This window comes from Marinicauda pacifica, from assembly GCF_004793635.1.
Classification (GTDB): domain Bacteria; phylum Pseudomonadota; class Alphaproteobacteria; order Caulobacterales; family Maricaulaceae; genus Marinicauda; species Marinicauda pacifica.
Window position 1 is genome coordinate 320853 of record NZ_SRXV01000003.1, and the last position, 18407, is coordinate 339259.

Below are 18407 nucleotides of genomic sequence, written 5' to 3' on the forward strand. Positions count from 1 at the left end.
TACGTTATATTCTCTTATGATCCAGAGCTTCGGCGACCCGGAAGCGGAATTGATCTGGTCTGGACGCCGGAGCCGCAAGCTGCCGCCAGATATCCAGTCGGTAGCGTTGCGCAAGCTGCGCATGCTCAACCAGGCGCGCACCCTGCAAGACATGCGCGTGCCGCCCGGCAACCGGCTTGAGGCCCTCAAGGGCGGGCGTAAGGGACAGCACAGCATCCGGATCAACGATCAGTGGCGCATCTGCTTTGAATGGCAGACCGGAGGACCGAGCAATGTCGAAATCGTCGACTATCACGACTGAGCTTTTAGCGAACCCGCATCCCGGCGAGATTCTGCTTGAAGAATTCCTCAAGCCCATGGCTCTCAGCCAGAATGCGGTGGCCCGTGCGGTGCATGTGCCGCCTCGCCGGATTAATGAAATCGTCCTAGGCAAGCGGGCCATAACCGCCGACACCGACCTGCGCCTAGCGCGCTATTTCGCCGTGTCGGAAGGCTTCTTCCTCGGCCTGCAGGCCGATTATGACCTCATGGAACGCCGCCGCGAAATCGAGGGCGATCTGAGCACAATCGAGCCGAGGGCAGCGTAAGAGGCGCATCAAAAGACGGTCGGGCGCATGGGATGCAGGACCAGACGCGAACTTTGCGCGCTGGCCTCTCAGCTCCTGACCCTCGTCAGGAAAAGCGAGATTGTCTTCGTGTCCGACCGCCTCATTGTCCCAGAATCCCGCCCTGGCGAGACACTTCAGCTTTCAGCCGGGATACGCGCGATGACCTTGATCTCGAAGTCGAAGCCGGCAAGCCAGTTGACGCCGACGGCGGTCCAGTTCGGATAAGGCGCTTGGGGGAAGGCCTCGCTCTTGGCCTCCATCACGGCCGGGAACTGGGTTTCGGGATCGGTGTGGAAGGTTGTCACGTCCACGATGTCCTCCAAAGTGCACCCGGCCGCCTTGAGCACCGCTTCGAGGTTCTGAAACGCCAGTCGGACCTGACTCGGGAAGTCCGGTTCGGGCGAGCCGTCAGGGCGGCTTCCGACCTGACCGGAAACAAAGAGGAGATCGCCGGAGCGGATCGCGGCGGAGTAGCCGTGCGCTTCGTAAAGGGCGTGGCGGTCTTTTGGAAAGATGGCATCGCGCTGTGGCATGGTCTGGTCCTTCGTGAGGCCGGGCCGCCCAAGGATGCGGAATGCACCCGGGAGGCGGCGAGAATTTCGAGCGCGCGCCGGATCGTGATATACAGCGCGTATGTCAATTATTCAGATACGTGCCGTATGTCAAATTCACATGCGTTTCGTATGTGAATGAAAAAGGGAGAGGACGCTTGGCTGCAAGCCGCCGGACCGAAACGATGGAAGCCAACCGGGCGAGGCTGGTCTCGGCCGCGCGGCGCGCTTTCGCCGCGAAGGGCTTCGCCGCCGCCTCGATGGATGAGCTCACGGCCGATGCGGGCCTGACGCGCGGCGCGCTCTACCACAATTTCGGCGACAAGACGGGCCTGCTGGCCGCCGTGGTCGCCGAGGTCGACGCCGAGATGGCGGAACGCGCCCGGGAGGCGGCTGCCGCCTCGCCGAGCGAATGGGAGGGGCTGCTGGCGGAAGGCTCAGCCTATATCGAGATGGCGCTGGACCCGGAGGTGCGCCGGATCGTCCTGCTGGACGGGCCGGCCTTCCTGGGCGATCCGTCACAATGGCCGAGCCAGAATGCCTGCCTCGATCTGACGAAGCAGGCGGTGGCCCGCTTGATTGCCTCAAACGTCCTGAAGCCCGTCGACGTCGAAGCCGCGGCCCGCCTCCTGAGCGGAGCCGCGCTCAATGCCGCCCTGTGGGTTGCCGCCAGCGATGATCCGCACGCCGTCCTTCCCAAGGCCGTCGAGGCGTTCCGCCTGATGGCAACAGGCTTGCTGAAGGACGCGAAGGCGCATTCCTGAAGACCGGAGGGTAGGCGGAGGCGTCTCCCTCCTCTTTCCCGGCGAAGGCCGGGATCCAAGGATCGTAAGGCTCCGCGCGTCCTCCCTGGGTCCTGACTGTCGTCAGGAAAGAGGAAGGGAGGCGGTAGAGAGGGGGGGAAAGAGAGCCATCCCGCGCTTGCCCGGCATGGCGAAATTTCGCGGCCGGTCTCACGGATGCATTGACCTGGGGGGAGAGAGACCGGACTGTCTCGCAGTGTAACATTATAACGCGAGAGACCCATGAATGCTGTCGATCTGATGACCGGGCAATGGCTCGATGAGGCCGGGATCGGACGCGGGCAGCGCCTGCTGGATATCGGCTGCGGTCCCGGGGTCGTGACAGAAATGCTGGCCCGCCGGGTCGGGCCGGGCGGGCATGTCTGGGGCGCCGACATCGATGCAGGCATGCTCAACGTGGCGCGCAGGCGGCTTGACGCGGCCGGTCTGTCAGACCGGGTGGACCTCATTCAGGCCGGGTTCGACGCGGCGCCGGAGGACGCGAAGGGATGGGACGGCGTTGTCGGTCGCCGGGTGCTGAAATACCAGCGCGATCCTGTCGCTGCGCTCAAGGCGCTATTCCCGGCCCTGCGTCCCGGCGGCCACGTGCTCTTCCACGAACACGACATGGTGACGGCCGACGATCCGCGCGCCGACCTGCCCTTGCACCGCACGGTGCGGTCCTGGCTGCGCCAGATGCTGGAGCATGAAGGCGCGCATCTGAACATGGGACACGATCTGCACCGGGCCTTCACCGAGGCTGGCTACAAGGTGGAAAAGGTGGAGGCGAGGGCGAACGTGCTGACTCCGGACAGCGACTATCCGATCGCGCAGATCATTGCCGGCGTGATGCCCCGGCTGGAGCGGTACGGGATCGTGAAGACCGGTGAGGTCGATACCGAGCTGCTCGATCACAGCCTCCGCCAGGAGCGCCGCCGCGCCGGCGCCACCCTGGTCTGGGAGCTGGTCTTCTGCGGCTGGGCGCGCAAACCGGCCGATTGAGCCAGCCCGGTGCATCCGGACACGGCCGGAGCCACCGCGCCTAATCCCCGCCAGCGCCTGACGCGCTACACTGCGCGCCGGCTCTTTCTCAATTTGCATCCATCCGCAGGCGTGCTCCGGCAGGATGAGAGTCGTGGTAGTAGTAGGAGCCGCCTCCTTGCCGGTTTCGACTCTCAATACGCGATCACGCCCGCCGCGTGACGATTATGTGGCAGGTGCGCGGGCCCGGTGTCCGGCCATTGCGCCGCGCGCTGGGTCGGTTACACCGCACCCCATGCTCACGATCTCAAATCTCGACTATCGCATCGGCGCGCGCTCTCTGTTCGAGAACGCCTCCGCGCAGGTTTCCAGCGGCTGGAAGGTCGGCCTGGTCGGCCGCAACGGTACGGGCAAATCGACCTTGCTGAAGCTGATCCGCGAGGAGATCGAGCAGCCCTCCCCGGATTCGGCGATCCGCCTGAACAAGGGCGCGCGCATGGGCTGGGTCGCGCAGGAAGTCGAACCCTCCGACGAGACGATCCTGGACGTGGTCCTGGCCACCGACCTCGAACGCCACGCCCTGATGCAGGAAGCCGAGACCGCGCTCGACCCCGACCGGATCGCGGAGATCCACATGCGGCTGGCCGATATCGATGCCTGGTCGGCCGAGGCGCGCGCCGCCGACGTGCTGATGGGGCTGGGCTTCAGCGATGGCGATCTGTACCGCCCGACGCGCGAATTTTCCGGCGGCTGGCGCATGCGCGCCGCCATTGCGGGCGTATTGTTCTCCGAACCCGACCTGTTGCTGCTGGACGAGCCGACCAACTATCTCGACCTGGAGGGTGCGGCCTGGCTGGAAAGCTATCTGAAGAAATACCCGCACACCGTGATCGTCGTCTCGCACGACCGCGAGATGCTGAACCGGTGCGTGACCCACACCATGGCGCTGGAGCACAAGCAGCTCTCCATCTCGCCCGGCGGCTATGACGCCTGGCTGAAACTGCGCGCGGCCAAGACCGCGCTGCTGGAGAGCCAGCGCGCCAAGCAGGACGCAGACAGGGCGCACTTGCAGGCCTTCATCGACCGTTTCCGCGCGAAGGCGTCCAAGGCCAGCCAGGCCCAATCGCGCGTGAAGATGCTCGAGAAGATGACGGAGATCACGGTTCCGCTGGAGGAGCGCACGACGCCCTTCTCCTTCCCGACCTCGACCGACAAGCTCTCCCCGCCTTTGCTCCAGCTGCGGGACGCTTCGGTCGGGTATGGCGAGGACGCGGTGATCCTGTCGGGTGTCGATCTGCGCCTGGACCCGGAAGACCGCATTGCCATCGTCGGCGCCAACGGCCAGGGCAAGACCACACTGGTCAAGTCCATCGCCGAACGCCTGACGCTGATCTCCGGCGAGCGTACGGCGCCGCGCTCGCTGCGCATCGGCTATTTTTCGCAGGACCAGATGGACGAGCTTCGACCCGGCGAGACGGTGCTCGACCATGTCCGCGATGCCCTGCCCGACGGCGCGCCGGTGTCGAAACAGCGCGCCGCCGCCGCCGCGATGGGGTTCGCGCACGAGAAGGTCGAGACCAATATCGAGAAGCTGTCCGGCGGCGAGAAAGTCCGGCTGCTGCTGGGCCTGATGGCAATGGAGAAACCCCACATCCTGATCCTGGACGAACCGACTTCGCACCTGGATATCGACAGCCGGGAAGCGCTGATCTACGCGCTGAACGACTATAATGGCGCCGTCGTGCTGATCACCCACGACGTCTACCTGGCCGAGGGGACCGCCGACCAGCTCTGGCTGGTCAAGGACGGACGCGCCTCGCGCTATGACGGGGACCTCAACGATTACAGGAAGCTCGTCCTGCAGGCAGACAAGCGGCAGGTAAGCGCCTAGCCTCCGTCCCGCGCGGCGCAGGCCGGATCCGCATTCACGCCGACATCGATGAACCATTGCGCTCCGGCTTCACGCCGACGGCGCACCCATTCGTTCTGCAATTCGAACATGCCGGATACCGGATCGGTGCCGGCCAGCGGCCGGTCGGCGAAGCGAAGATAGGCTTCGTCCTCGGAATAGGGCCGCCAAGCGGCAGCGCCGTCGCTTTCAGGCGTTCCGCTGGCCGCAAAGGAGACCCAGTAGTCGATCATGGACGCAGACAGGGCGCGCGCCCCCTCGCCGTCCGGCGCGGGCCAGTTCGGCGCCAGCGCGGCATCCTCGCCCACCTGGCCGAACACGTAAGGCAGGTCGCTGGCGTGGAAGGCGCAGAGATCGCGGACTCGGGCCGCATCGCTGCAATGATCGAAGATATAGAGATAGGCCGGCAGGCCGTCGCGCGACTGCTCGGCGACCAGGCGCTCTACCGCCCAGCCATAGATGGCATCGCGGAAGGTATCCAGGGTGGACTGGTGCAGGTCGCTGACCGGATAGAGGCGCAGGAAGTCGTCGGCAAGATTGCCGTAACCGCACCGGATCGTCTCTTCATAGGCGGTTGCGCTTTCGGGAATGGGCGGCAGCAGGGCACGCTGCGAGCGCAGTTCGCCGCTGTTGAACCCGGCCAGAAGCGGAACCCGGGCCTGGCGGTCCTCTTCCAGCGCGTCGAGGACCTGGACCGGCAGGGACCAGCCATCGATCGTGCCCTGGCTGATGAAGCGCTGCCGGGTGGACGCATCGACCAGCGCCTGGGCGTCCATGGCGCGCAGATCCTCGAGCGTGGGCGCGTCCAGCGCCTCGCTCAGGTGCTTTCCGATGGCCTCGGCAGAAGGCAAGCCGAATGCGGGCCGGGACAGCTCCGGTACGGCACGGATATTCGGGCTTTGCGCAATCGCCTTGTCGAAAAGGCCGGAGGCCAGCGGACTGCTCATCAGATAGGTGACACTGAGGGCGCCTGCCGATTCCCCCATGACGGTGACATTGTCCGGGTCGCCGCCGAACGCCTCGATATTCTCCTGCACCCAGCGCAAGGCTGCGATCTGGTCGAGCAGTCCGTAATTGCCTGAGGCCTGGCGGGGCGACTCTGCGGTGAGTTCCGGGTGGGCAAGCCAGCCCAGCACGCCGAGACGGTAGTTGATCGACACCAGCACGACGCCGCGCCGGGCGAGCGCCGCCCCGTCATACATGGGCCGGGCGCTGCCTCCGATGCGCAGCGAGCCGCCATGAATCCAGACGATGACCGGCGCCTCCTGGGCGCGGGCGGGCGCCCAGACATTGAGTGTGAGGCAATCTTCAGACGTGGCGTGAGGCGGATCGAAATAGAGGCTGGTGGGAGGAATGGCCGGCTGGATGCAGGCCGGACCGAAAGCCTCCGCGGTGCGCGTTCCGTCCCAGGCCGGGGCCGGTCCGGGCTCGCGCCAGCGCAGATCGCCCACAGGCGGCGCCGCATACGCAATTCCCTTGAAGACAGTCAGCCCCTCGCGCCTGACCCCTTCAAGACGGCCCTGCGCGATCTCCACGACAGGGGCCTCCGAGACCGGGGTTTCCGAGGCCGGGGCTTCCAGATCGGGGTTATCGGCGTGGGCCTCGCTGCCGGACGCACGGGCGCATCCGGTCAGAGACATCAGAAGAACCGCGCAGGTCAGGGTCAGCACCGGGCGGATTTCGGCAGGTCGGTCCAGCATGGCAGGCCTCAGATCAGAACACGTTCGACCAGCCGCTGAAACGCGGCCGTCGTCTCGGACACGGCATCCCCGGAAACACAGCGCGCATCGTCCTCGGCCACATGGTGGAAGCGATGGACGCCGAAAACGCCGGCAACCGGCGCGTAGCCGGCCTCGATCACATTGCTCAGCTCGCCGGCCGAGAGCGTCTCGCTGGAGTAAGGGCCCTCCAGCCCGGACAGACCGGCAAATTCCTCCCGGGCCGCAGGCAGCAGGGGCGGGCTGACCACGAGATAGCGCTGCGAATCGGTGCCGGGCAGCGGCATCAACCCGCCAACGGCTTCGTGCCAATCGCGCGCGGCTAGGTTGGCTCCCAGATGGAGCCAGAACGCGGTCTCCTCCGGAGACGGGGCAACCGAGTGCAGCAACTCCTCCGCGCCCAGATACTGGTATTCGTGGCCGCTATTGCAGACAAAGGCGAGATCGTACTCAGGCGCCGCGCGCACGGCCCAGCGCGCCAGGTGGAGCCATGCGGCAATCCCGCCCCCGCGCTCGCCCGCGCAGGTAAACCAGCCCGAGCGCGGCGTGGACACGACCAGCCAGCGGCCCCGCCCGCGGTCGAGCCGTCCGGCCAGGTTGAACGCGCGCCGCCGGCCACCCTCGCCGGTCACGGTCAGCGTGACGTCGCGCCCGTCGATCACGGCGGCCAGGAAGGGCGCGGCATCTTCGGGAGCCAGCAAGGCGACTGGGTTGGGATAAAGCGGCTCGCGGCCATCGGTATTGAGCGCGATGATCTTTCCGGTCGGCCCGTTCGTGACGATGACGCAGGCCAGCGCCCCGCCCTCGAAGGCCCGCCCGACCGGCGTGGCGACCCCGGGCCAGAACATCGACGACCAGCGCGCGTGGGACAGATCGACGAGCGCGATCGCGCCGTCCAGCGGCCGCTGCGCCAGACCCTGCGCATCCACGCGCACGATGGGCGCCGTCACTCCTTCGGCGGGCGTCGTCTGTACGATGGGCTGAGGCCAGACGGACGCTCGCGCCGTGCCGTCGCTGAGCTCTGCGCGGACGCTTTCAAACCAGGGCGCCGAGAAATACTGGCGTTCCGTCTGGAAGCCGGCCTGGGCCAGCTCGGCCTCCAGCCAGGCGCCGCAGGCGTCATCCCCCGGCCCGCCCGATTGCTTGTTTCCGAACGCGATATAGCGTTGGAGATCCTCGGCGGCCCGGCTGCCCTGGTTCCCCTGCGCAGCGGCGCGGGACGTACCGGCAGCAGCGATGATGGGCGCGGCCGCCGAGGCGGCCAAGAAGTTGCGCCGCGTCGTGCCGGCTCCGCTGTGGAAGGTGTCGGCCCGATCACTCATCGATATTCCTCCGGAACGTCTCGGGCAGGAAGAGGAGTCCGACAATCGCCGTCATCGCCGCGATCAGCACCGGATACCAGAGCCCGAAATGGATGTTACCGGTCGCAGCGACCATCGCGAAGGCCACCGTGGGCAAAAATCCACCGAACCAGCCATTGCCGATATGATAGGGCAGCGACATGGACGTGTAGCGGATGCGGGCCGGAAACAGCTCGACGAGCATGGCCGCGAGCGGCGCATAGGCCGCGGTGACCATCAACATGATGGCCACGATGATCGCGATGACGAGTGGCCGGTTGATCTTGGCCGGGTCGGCCTCGTCGGGATAGCCGGCGGCAACGAGCTCCGCTCCGACCTCCTGCCGGAACGCGTCGATCTGCGCGGCTAGCTCCGCCTCGCCAAGCGCGGCCGGGTCGGGCGCGGTGATGACCCGATCGCTGATCGTCACAGTGGCGAGCGTGCCGGCCGGTGCTTCGGCATTGGCGTAGTTGATGCCGTTGCGCGCGAGATACGCTTTGGCAATGTCGCAGCTGCTGCTGTCGAACGTGTTCCGGCCGATCGGGTCGAACTGGATCGAGCATTCGCCCGGAGCCGCAGTCACCGTGACCGGGGCCTCCCGAACCGCCTGGGCCAGCTCGGGATTGGCCGCATGGGTCAACGCCTTGAACAGGGGAAACAGGGTCAGTGCGGCCAGAATGCAGGCGGTCATGATGATCTTCTTGCGGCCGATCTTGTCGCTGAGCCAGCCGAAGAAGACGAAGGTCGGCGTCGCGATGATCAGTGCAATCACCAGCAGGATGTTGGAGGTCGCCGGATCGACGTCTGCGATCCGCTCCAGGTAGAAGAGCGTGTAGAACTGGCCGGTATAGCCGATCACCGCCTGACCGGCGACGCCGCCGAAAAGGGCGATCAGGATCAGCTTAAGGTTTGACCAGCGCCCGAAGGCTTCAGCCAGCGGCGCTTTGGACGTCGTGCCTTCGTCTTTCATCTTCTGGAAGGTCGGGCTTTCCGCGAGCTGGAACCGGATCCAGAGCGAGATCACCAGCAGGAAGATCGAGAGCAGGAAGGGCAGGCGCCAGCCCCAGTCGGAAAAAGCCTCCTCTCCGAGAATGGCGCGCAGGCCGATCACGAAGAGCAGCGCGATGAACAGGCCGATCGTGGCGGTGGTCTGGATGAAGCTGGTAAAGAAGCCCCGCTTGCCCATGGGGGCGTGCTCGGCCACGTAGGTCGCCGCGCCCCCATATTCCCCGCCCACCGCGAGGCCCTGAAGCAGGCGGAGGGCGACGAGAATGATCGGGGCGGTAATCCCGATGGCATCATAGCTCGGCAGGAAGCCGACCGCGAAGGTCGACAGGCCCATCAGTCCCATCGTGACCAAGAATGTGTTCTTCCGGCCCACCATGTCGCCCACGCGCCCGAAGACGATCGAGCCGAGCGGCCGGATAGCGAAGCCCGCCGCAAACGCGGCCAGCGCCAGGATGAAGGCGGTCGTCTCGTTGACACCGGAGAAGAATTTGACGGAGATATACCCGGCCAGCAGGCCGTACAGATAGAAGTCGTACCATTCGAACATGGTACCGAGTGACGAGGCCGCGATGACCTTGACGTCGTTCGAACTGAATTTGTGCGCGGCTGGCGCCTGCGTGTCGTCGGCGGCCATGGGCCTGTCCCTCCCCTGTGTCGGGAGCCATTGCCGGTCTGTCGCCGGCATTCGGCTCGTATAAGACGGCGCGGGACGAGCAACCCTCCTCCCCGCGCCGGATTTCATTCGCTCACACGTGAGTTAATACATAAACCGCACCGCAAGCCAAGCCGCAAGGCGTGGAGTTTCAGATTTATCGAGACCGCTATTCGGGCCGGTTATCGCAGATCGTCTTAAGGCCGCCGGCCATGAACCGGGCCATGCGCGCCTTCACCGCGGCGTAGTCGTCGGACTTGCACAAGCCGCCGGACAGCTTGTCGATACGGCCGGTCCGCGCGAGGGTGACCATCAGGGCCCCGCTGACGAAATGATAGCCCCAGAAGATGTCTTCTTTCGACGCGTCCGGGAGCGCCTTGCCAAGAATCTCGATGAGGCGCAGCACGACCGGGTCGAAATGCTGGTCCATCATCTCCGCGCCCCATTGCGGGGTATTGGCGATCTGGGCGCTCAGCGCGCCGTAATTGCGCCAGCCATCCCCGCCTTCGATATAGAGATCCAGATCGGTATCCAGAAAGGCGCGCAGCGCACCCTCGACGGTGGGCTTGCCTCCAGACGCCTTGTCGTAAGCGTCGAGCGCCTTCATCCGGCGCTCGCTGGTAACCGCGGCGCGCCGCGCGAACACGGCGTCGAAGAGCTCCTGCTTGTCGGCGAAATAGTAGTTCAGCAGCGTGTGATGAACGCCGACGCCCTTGGCGACATCCTTCAACGTAACGCCATACAGGCCGTGACGAGAGAACAGATACTCGGCCACATCGAGAATCTGCTCGATGGTCTCGGCGCGCTTTTCCGCCTTCGTCTGACGCTTTCGCTGAGGTTTGGACTCTGCCGCCAAGATCAATCCTTTCCTGGTCTTCACCTCTCGGTGTCAGGGTATTAGCCTTGTCATAGAGCGTTGACGACGCACCGCACAACCGGCTTTGCCAGAGCTTGCGCCGCACCGCACAATTCATTCAAGCCCTGTAGAGACACCTGTCGCAAGACCTTCCGGTGCGAGCCGCAAGCGCGAAACAATAAATTACCTAGAATCTTATTCACACGCTTGTCAGTGAATATCTTTTGTGCGTAGGCTTTCCTCATAACGATCAGGTCGGCATAGACCGGCCACCCAGGGGAGGAAATAGCTATGAAGACCATACTGCGCGCGACCGCGTCTGTGATCGCACTTGCCGCTTTGCCATGCCCGGTTCTAGCCCAAGAGGCCCCGGAGCCGTCAGCCGACACCACTCCCAATCAAGCCCGCACGGGCCAGAGCGATGTCATCGTCGTGACCGCCACCCGCCGTGAAATGAATGTCCAGGATATCCCGATCAGCGTCACGGCGTTTTCTCAAGAAGAGCTCACGATCAAGGGGATTGTCGGGTATGAGGGCCTGGCCCTCGAAACCCCCGGTGCGGTGCTCAACAAGCCGACCGCCAACTTCAACACCTTCTCGGTGCGCGGAATCGCAACCAACGGCTACGGTGCGAATCTTCAAAATACCGTGGCGGTGTATATCGACGAGCTGCCGATCTCGGCCAACGGCAACTCCACCCAGCTCGATTCCACGCTGTTCGATGTGGAACGCGTCGAATTCCTGCGCGGCCCGCAAGGCACGCTGTTTGGATCAGGCTCGCTCGCCGGCGCCGTCCGCATCCTGACCAAGAGCCCGGATCTCAACGATTTCGATGCTGAAACGCTGGTCGATTTCGGCATAACAGAGGGCGATTCCTTCCGCCAGCGCTATAACGGCATGGTCAACGTGCCGATCGTCGAGGACAAGCTGGCACTGCGAGTCGTGGGATTCTACCGCGACGAGGAAGGCTGGGTCGAGAATATCGGGACAGGCGTGGAGAATGCCAACACGCTGGAGGCCTATGGCGGCCGGGCGATCCTCCAGTGGGAGCCGACCGACGAGCTCTCGCTACGTTTCATGGCGCTGCACGAGACGAGCGAGCCGGAGGATTCCCAGCTCATCAACCCCAATCTTGGTGACGACCGCGATACGCGGCGCACGCGGCGCTCGGACATTTACGCCGGCTATCTGGATTCCTACAACGCGACGCTGGACTATGATTTCGGCTTCGCCAATCTGACGAGTTCGACCACCTACTCGCTCTACGACCAAAAATTCATCATCGATCTGGACGCCACGTTCGGCGGCGCCGTGCCCTTCGCACTCGACGCGCTGGCCTATGACGATGCGTTCGTGCAGGAAATGCGGCTGGTCTCAGCAGAGGGCGGACGGTTCGACTGGGTCGCCGGCGCATTCTATTACTACAAGCGCCGCGACGTCGATTTCAACTATCGCTCGTCGCAGGACTTCCTGGATGCACGCGGGCTGACCGGGCTTCCTGACGAATACTACTCGCGCAGCAGTACCCATGCCATCTCGCACGAACTGGCGGCCTTCGGCGAGCTGACCTACCGCTTCTCGGACAATTTCTGGCTCACGGGCGGGCTGCGCTACGGCGCCCTCGATGTTCAGGGCTTTGCCGAAGGAAGCGGCTATACCAGCAACTATCTGACCGCAGCACTGACCGGCTATTCCGGCCCGCTGACCGTCACGCCCAACGTTGCAGCCACCGGCGAGGAGGGTACCGAGGAGGGGCCGTCCTACAAGTTCAGCGCCTCCTACCGCCCGGTCGACAACATGACCGTGTACGCCACCTATTCGACCGGCTTTCGCGCGCCGGTGGTCAACGCACGCGGCGGCCTCGCGAGCACCGTGGATCCCACCGACATCGTGATCCCGGACGGGGCCTCATCCGACGAGCTGGAAAATTACGAGATCGGCGTGAAGGGCAACTGGTTCGACGGCAGGCTGAGGGCAAATATCGCGGCCTATTACATCGAATGGAGCAATATCCAGGTCCAGGCCAACCGCGTTTCGGACTCCGTCCAGTTCGCCACCAATATCGGCGGAGCGACCAGCCAAGGCCTTGAGTTCGAGGTCGATGCAACTCTGTTCGAAGGCCTCAATCTGGGTCTTAACGCGTCATTCAACGACAGCGAGGTTGACGACCTGACCGCTCAGGAAGCGGCCATCTCCGGAGCCGTGGAAGGCGTGCAGCTTGCCTTCCCCGAATTCCAGGGCTCGATCTATCTGAACTATTCGTGGGCGCTTTCGCCGACCGTTCAGGGCTTCACCTCGATCAACGCGCGCCACGTCGACGGCTTCCCCAACCAGTTCCCCTACGTGCCGGGGCGGCCGGGTGTGCCGGCGCCGACCTACTCTCCCACCGAGTCCTATCAGAGCGTGAACGGTACGCTCGGCGCATTCTTTGGCGATCACCTGACCGCCACGGTCTATGTCGAGAACGCGTTCGACGACGATTCTCTGATCTACGCCCACCCGGAAGCCTTTGCGGATGCGCGATCCAGCACGTTGCGCCCGCGCACCGTGGGTATCCGTCTCAACTACCGCTACTGATCCATGCCCGCTGGTATCACACTCTCCCGCCAAGCCGGTCCGTCCCGGCGACTGCCGCGCTCCCGAAGCGGCTGGACGGACCGGCCTGGCGGGGGCCAGAGCAAAGCACCGCCGCGAGGCACGAACCGAAGGAAGCATCCATGATACGCCTCTTGCGCAGCGCCAGTGCCGCGGTCGGCCTGGCTTGTCTCGGCTCTGCCTGTGCGGGCGCATCCGACTCAGGCCATGTGCTCGTCGAGGCTCCGGCCGGCCCCGTCAGGGGCGTCACGCAGGACGGGCTGGAGATTTTCAAGGGCATACCGTTCGCCGCACCCCCGGTCGGCGAGGCACGCTGGGCCCCGCCGACCGCGATGCCGGCCTGGGACGAGGCCTATGACGCGACGGAGTTCGGTCCCGGCTGCATGCAGCCGGGCTGGGTGTCGCAGAGCATCTACACCGACACGCTGCCGCGCCTGAGCGAGGACTGCCTGAACCTCAACATCTGGGCCCCGGCCGAGGCCAGCGGCGCACCCGTCGTCGTCTGGATTCACGGAGGCGCCCTGGTACGCGGCGCGAACAGCCTGAGCCTCTATGACGGCGCGTCCTATGCCGAGCGCGGCGTGGTCTTCGTCTCCATCAACTATCGCCTTGGCGTGCTCGGATATCTGGCCCATCCCGAGCTGAGCGCCGAGTCGCCGGACGGCGTGTCCGGCAATTACGGCCTGCTCGACCAGATCGCGGCGCTTGAATGGGTGGAAGACAATATCGCGGCGTTCGGCGGCGACCCGCAGAATGTCACGATCGCAGGGGAATCGGCCGGCGCGCTCAGCGTGACCTATCTGATGGCCTCCCCGCTGGCGCGCGGACTGTTCGACAAGGCGATTGCGCAGAGCGCCTATACGATCTCCACGCCGTCCCTGAGCGAGGCGGCTTTCGGAGCGCCGGCCGCGGAGACCGCGGGCGTGGCCCTGGCCGAAGCGCTGGGTGCGGAGGATGTGGCAGATCTGCGCGCGATGGACGCGGAGACCCTCGTCGACGCGGCCGGACGCGCCGGATATCTGGCGTCTGGCACCGTGGACGGCTTGGTGCTGCCCGATCAGATCGTGAGCATCTTCGACCGGGGCGAGCAGGCGCCGGTCCCAGTGATCGCCGGGTTCAACGAAGGCGAAATCCGCTCCCTGCGCCGGCTCATGCCGCCCCCGCCCGCCGACGAGGAGGCCTATGAGGCCGCGATCCGGCGCGGTTATGGCGAGCTGGCCGAAACCGCCCTGGCGCACTATCCGCCGAGCGATATCGAGGAAAGCATGCTCGCGACGACGCGGGACGCCATGTATGGCTGGTCGGCCGAACGCCTCGCTCGCGATCAGTCGGAGATCGGCCAGGCCGCCTACTACTACTACTATCACCACGGCTACCCGGCCGCCGAGGAGATGGGGCTGCACGCCTTCCATGCGAGCGAGCTGCCCTACATGTTCGACAATCTCGACCGCCTTTCCGAGCACTGGCCCGCGCCGCCGGACACGCCAGACGAAGCCGCGCTTGCCGATGCGATGACCGATTACTGGGTGTCGTTCGCACGCGACGGACACCCTGCCGCCGAAGGCCAGCCGGCCTGGCCGCCCTATAGCGAGAATGAGGCCTACATGCTCTTTGACGACGCCCCGCGCGGCGGCCGGACCGATCTGCTGCCCGGCATGTTCGAACTGCACGAGGCGGTGATGTGCCGCCGCCGGGCGGCCGATATCGGGTGGCACTGGAATGTCGGCGTCATCGCGCCGCCCCTGCCCGCGCCGGTGGCAGACTGCTCATGACCGACGGCAGCATGCAGCATTATGCGCTGACCCTGAACCGCTTCCTCGACCACGCCGCCAAATGGCACCCCGATGCCCAAGTCGTGACGGCGGGCGACAGCAGCGTGAGCAGCCGGACCGGATATGGCGCCCTCAGAGAGCGCGCCAGGCGCCTTTCGGCCGGACTGGCGGGCCGCGGCGTGCGCTTCGGCGACCGCGTCGCGACGCTCGCCTGGAACACCCAGGCCCATGTCGAGGCCTGGTACGCCATCATGGGCATGGGCGCGGTCTGTCACACGCTCAACCCCCGGCTGACGGCCTCCCGGCTCGCCTCGATGCTGGACCAGTCGGGCGCCCGCATTCTCATCGTGAGCGCCGATCTTGCGCCGCTGGCCCAGATGGTCCTCGCGCGTGCGAAATCGGTGTCCCAGCTTCTCGTCATGGACGGCGCGCCGCCGGACCGGAGCGAGGATCGCCCGGACCTGTCGATCGGCAGCCTGGACCAGGTCATCGCCGAAGCCGGCGAAGAGGTGGCGTGGGGCGATTTCGACGAATCCGCGCCGTCCGGCCTGTGCTTCACCTCGGGCACGACCGGAGACCCGAAAGGCGTCACCTACACCCATCGCGCCTGCTATCTTCATACGCTGCGCCAGTTGCAGGCCGAGGTGATGGGCATCGTCTCGACCGACGCGGTCCTGACCGTGGTGCCCATGTTTCACGCCAATGCGTGGGGCCTTCCCTTTGCCGCGCCTGCTGTCGGCGCAAAGCTCGTCCTGCCGGGACGCGCAGCGGACGGGGCGAGCCTGGCCCGCCTCATCCGTTCAGAACAGGTTACGATGGCCGTGGGCGTTCCCACCGTCTGGCTCGACCTGGTCGAACATCTCGAACAGACCGGCGAGGACGTCCCCTCGCTGGAGCGCGTGATGGTCGGGGGCGCACCGATGGCGCCGGCCCTGATGGACCGGCTCGAACGCCGTCTCGGGGCGGTCGTGCAGACCACATGGGGCATGACCGAACTCTCCCCGCTGGGCACGGCGGCGGCGCCCGCGGATCCGCATCGCGATGCGGCCAGCTCAGGCCGTCCAGCCATCGGAATCGACCTGCTCCTGACCGATGCGGACGGGCGCGCTCTGCCCGATCAGCGTGACGGCGAGGGTCATCTGCGCGTGCGCGGCTCCGCCGTGATCGAACGCTATTTCGGGCAGACCGAGCCGGCCACTGACGAGGATGGCTGGTTTGATACCGGCGACCTTGCCCGGATCGACTCTCACGGCAATCTCTACATTACCGGGCGGTCCAAGGACCTCATCAAGTCGGGCGGGGAATGGATCAATCCGTCCGAGATCGAGGCGCTCGTCTCGGCCCTGCCGGATGTGTCGCAGGCCGCCGTAATCGGGCGGCCCGATCCCAAATGGGGTGAGCGGCCCGTCCTTCTGGTCGAGCTGATCAAGGCGAGCGGCCTCAGCGATGAGGCGCTGCTGGCTCCGCTGCGCGGACAGGTCGCCTCCTGGTCAATTCCCGACGAGGTCGTGCGCCTGCGCGACATGCCGGTCGGGCCGACCGGCAAGATCGACAAGGTACGGCTGAGGGCCGAACATGGCCAGGCACGCGAGGCCGGGAGCACGACCCCCAGGCAACGCGCCCTGCCCTGACCTGAAACGTCCGCAATGAGAGCGGTGCCAGCCCGGAGAGCGCCCTCTCCTCCCTTTGGCGCCGCGTCTCATTGCAGAGGAATGATCAGGCGAAGGCAGGCGCCCTCGGCGTCGCATTCCCAGTCCGGGGTGGCGCCAAGCTGTTGCGCCAGACCTTCGATGAGAGACATGCCCGTGCCCGATACCGGCGTGGCGTTCATCGCCTTTTGCAGACCCGGGCCATTATCGGCGAGAACGACCTCGACATACCCGTCATCGACCCGGCTCAGGCTCAGGTTCAACCTACCGGCCCGGTCATTGAAGGCGTACTTGAAACTGTTGGTGACGAACTCGTTGACGATCAGCCCCAGCGGGGTCGCGAGGTCGGCGGCAACGTCCACCTCCTCCACCTCGATCTCCGAGGTCACCGATTTGCCGTCGTCGCGCTGCAACTGAAGCAGGTTTTCCAGGAGCTTCTGAAGATAACCACCAAGCTCGATCCGGTCGATCTCTCCGCTGGAATAGAGACGCTCATGGACGAGATGCAGCGTATCCATCCGGTCGGCCACGAAACGCAGTTCGTCCCGGGCAGCCTGGCTGTCGGTCTGGCGCTCGCGAACGCGCACGAGCGCGGCGAGCGTTGCCAGATTATTCTTTACCCTGTGCTGCAGCTCGCTCATCAACCGGCGGTTCCTGTCGAGGGCGTCGCGCAGGGAATGAGCCTTGTGCAAGCGGTCGATCACAGGGCCCAGGATTGCGCCGTAGGTTTTCAGGCACTCAATGTCGACGTCGTCGAAATTACGCGGGCGCGTATCGTCGACCTGCAACAGGCCGTAGGGCTTTTTTCCCGGCAGAAAGATTGGGATGTTGACCATGGCGACGACGCCCGCCTTCTCCAGGAAGTGGGGGAAGACGAAGCGGGTTTCATGGGCAATATCCCGCGTCACCAGAGGCGCGCCGTGCTCGATCGCATAGCTTTCTGAAGAGCGGTCGGACAGCGAGACGGTCGCCTCGCCAACCACGCCGTCTTGCCAGCCGACACCGGCCACGACGCGCGCCGAACCATTGCTGTGCTCGATCTCGACGATCTTGGCCAGCGGGGCATCGAGCGCTTCGGATATGAGGCGGCAGGCCTTGTCCAGGACCTCATAGAGATCGTCACAGGCCACCGCGAACTCGCCGAACTCGGCCAGCACGCGTTGGCGCCTGATCATGTCATCGTGGCTCATCATGTCCATTCCCCCCTTTCAGGAGCGGCCCGAAATGCCGTGGTGCTGCGTGTGACGGCATCGAACTTGCGACCGGCTCGCCGGTTCCGGGAGAGCGGCCAGGCAAGAGCGCAAGTCACGCTCGGCCGCGGTTCCAGACAAGAGGCACCACGACGCCATCCTCAAGGGGGTCGATCCGCCTGTAGCCAGCGCTCGGCCTCACTGACCCGTGCAAATTCACCCGTCGAAACGCCGAGATCGCTGACCGCGACAATCAGGTCCCGCCACCAGGGTTCCACCTCCTGACGGTGAACAAGCGCGAAACGGGTCAGGCCCGCGTCCACCATCTCCCGGGCGAGGCCGCTTGCGTCGATTTCGACACCGTCCGGGATATGACCGGTCTGGGTAGAGCCGGTCCGGGCATGGTCCATGTCGAGCGCAATTCGGTGAATGGTGTCCTCGCGGATCAGCGCGGCAATCTGTTTGACTGCGTCGACCTGTTCCGAGGTCGCCGCGTCTTGCCTGACCTGGCCGAAGAAGGTGGCAACGTCGAGAACACGCCAATCGTGAAGCGCCATGCTTGCCGGTCCATTGTGCGCCTGGGCAACTGGCCAGAACAACTCCCCGGGAGGGCGTTTCGTTTCACGAACCCTTCAGGGTTGCACCCGCTCGCCCGCCCCCTCGAGCCGCGGCGGTCAACCCTTGACACGCATAATCGGCATAACTCGAGACGAAATCACATATTTTATTCAATCGTGTAAGGCCGCCTTAACTCATCAAGTAAATATGTTCACTGACTGTATATATCACTCAGGAG

Annotated in this window: 15 protein-coding genes; 8 read left to right on the forward strand and 7 right to left on the reverse strand. The window is 65.2% G+C overall.

Going from position 1 to position 18407, the window contains the following annotated elements:
• Positions 1 to 16 precede the first annotated feature (16 nt).
• The gene (locus tag E5162_RS11490; protein ID WP_135945397.1) at positions 17 to 301 is read left to right on the forward strand and encodes a type II toxin-antitoxin system RelE/ParE family toxin; all 285 of its coding nucleotides are present in this window, start codon (positions 17 to 19) and stop codon (positions 299 to 301) included.
• A complete protein-coding gene (locus tag E5162_RS11495) occupies positions 273 to 587 on the forward strand; it encodes a HigA family addiction module antitoxin (RefSeq protein WP_135945398.1) in 315 nt (104 codons plus the stop codon). The genes E5162_RS11490 and E5162_RS11495 overlap by 29 nt, the downstream gene beginning before the upstream one ends.
• Positions 588 to 742: 155 nt before the next feature.
• Here E5162_RS11495 and E5162_RS11500 read toward each other — a convergent pair whose 3' ends face one another.
• Complete coding sequence (locus E5162_RS11500; RefSeq protein ID WP_135945399.1) at positions 743 to 1141, reverse strand: RidA family protein; 399 nt, start codon at positions 1139 to 1141, stop codon at positions 743 to 745.
• Positions 1142 to 1344: 203 nt separating this feature from the next.
• Here E5162_RS11500 and E5162_RS11505 point away from each other — a divergent pair, with 203 nt between their 5' ends.
• The 3 genes from E5162_RS11505 to E5162_RS11515 all read left to right on the forward strand — a co-directional run bounded on the left by E5162_RS11505 (position 1345) and on the right by E5162_RS11515 (position 4813).
• Positions 1345 to 1923, forward strand: a complete 579-nt coding sequence (locus E5162_RS11505) for a TetR/AcrR family transcriptional regulator (RefSeq protein ID WP_135945705.1) — start codon at positions 1345 to 1347, stop codon at positions 1921 to 1923.
• 261 nt (positions 1924 to 2184) lie between these two features.
• Positions 2185 to 2943 carry a methyltransferase domain-containing protein gene (locus E5162_RS11510; protein ID WP_135945400.1) on the forward strand — a complete coding sequence of 253 codons (759 nt, stop codon included), beginning with the start codon at positions 2185 to 2187 and terminating at the stop codon, positions 2941 to 2943.
• A 274-nt stretch (positions 2944 to 3217) separates the two neighbouring features.
• A complete protein-coding gene (locus E5162_RS11515) occupies positions 3218 to 4813 on the forward strand; it encodes an ABC-F family ATP-binding cassette domain-containing protein (RefSeq protein WP_135945401.1) in 1596 nt (531 codons plus the stop codon).
• Here E5162_RS11515 and E5162_RS11520 read toward each other — a convergent pair.
• The 4 genes from E5162_RS11520 to E5162_RS11535 form a co-directional block, all read right to left on the reverse strand.
• Positions 4810 to 6531: a carboxylesterase/lipase family protein gene (locus tag E5162_RS11520; RefSeq protein WP_135945402.1), complete on the reverse strand. Its 1722-nt coding sequence runs from the start codon at positions 6529 to 6531 to the stop codon at positions 4810 to 4812. The two genes, E5162_RS11515 and E5162_RS11520, sit on opposite strands and share 4 nt — an antisense overlap.
• Before the next feature lie 8 nt (positions 6532 to 6539).
• Positions 6540 to 7871 carry a hypothetical protein gene (locus tag E5162_RS11525; RefSeq protein WP_135945403.1) on the reverse strand — a complete coding sequence of 444 codons (1332 nt, stop codon included), beginning with the start codon at positions 7869 to 7871 and terminating at the stop codon, positions 6540 to 6542.
• Entirely contained in the window at positions 7864 to 9531 is a 1668-nt protein-coding gene (locus E5162_RS11530) for an MFS transporter (RefSeq protein WP_135945404.1), read from the reverse strand. Before E5162_RS11530 ends, E5162_RS11525 begins: the two co-directional genes overlap by 8 nt.
• 187 nt (positions 9532 to 9718) lie before the next feature.
• The gene (locus tag E5162_RS11535; protein WP_135945405.1) at positions 9719 to 10405 is read right to left on the reverse strand and encodes a TetR/AcrR family transcriptional regulator; all 687 of its coding nucleotides are present in this window, start codon (positions 10403 to 10405) and stop codon (positions 9719 to 9721) included.
• A 291-nt stretch (positions 10406 to 10696) separates the two neighbouring features.
• Here E5162_RS11535 and E5162_RS11540 point away from each other — a divergent pair, with 291 nt between their 5' ends.
• The 3 genes from E5162_RS11540 to E5162_RS11550 all read left to right on the forward strand — a co-directional run bounded on the left by E5162_RS11540 (position 10697) and on the right by E5162_RS11550 (position 16403).
• Positions 10697 to 12982: a TonB-dependent receptor gene (locus E5162_RS11540; protein ID WP_135945406.1), complete on the forward strand. Its 2286-nt coding sequence runs from the start codon at positions 10697 to 10699 to the stop codon at positions 12980 to 12982.
• Positions 12983 to 13122: 140 nt separating this feature from the next.
• A complete protein-coding gene (locus E5162_RS11545) occupies positions 13123 to 14772 on the forward strand; it encodes a carboxylesterase/lipase family protein (protein ID WP_135945407.1) in 1650 nt (549 codons plus the stop codon).
• Entirely contained in the window at positions 14769 to 16403 is a 1635-nt protein-coding gene (locus E5162_RS11550) for an AMP-binding protein (protein ID WP_135945408.1), read from the forward strand. The genes E5162_RS11545 and E5162_RS11550 overlap by 4 nt, the downstream gene beginning before the upstream one ends.
• Positions 16404 to 16471: 68 nt before the next feature.
• Here the strand turns inward: E5162_RS11550 and E5162_RS11555 are convergent, their stop codons facing one another.
• Positions 16472 to 17614, reverse strand: a complete 1143-nt coding sequence (locus E5162_RS11555; protein ID WP_158291293.1) for a sensor histidine kinase — start codon at positions 17612 to 17614, stop codon at positions 16472 to 16474.
• Between the two features lie 158 nt (positions 17615 to 17772).
• Positions 17773 to 18168 carry a hypothetical protein gene (locus E5162_RS11560; protein ID WP_135945410.1) on the reverse strand — a complete coding sequence of 132 codons (396 nt, stop codon included), beginning with the start codon at positions 18166 to 18168 and terminating at the stop codon, positions 17773 to 17775.
• Positions 18169 to 18407 lie beyond the last annotated feature (239 nt).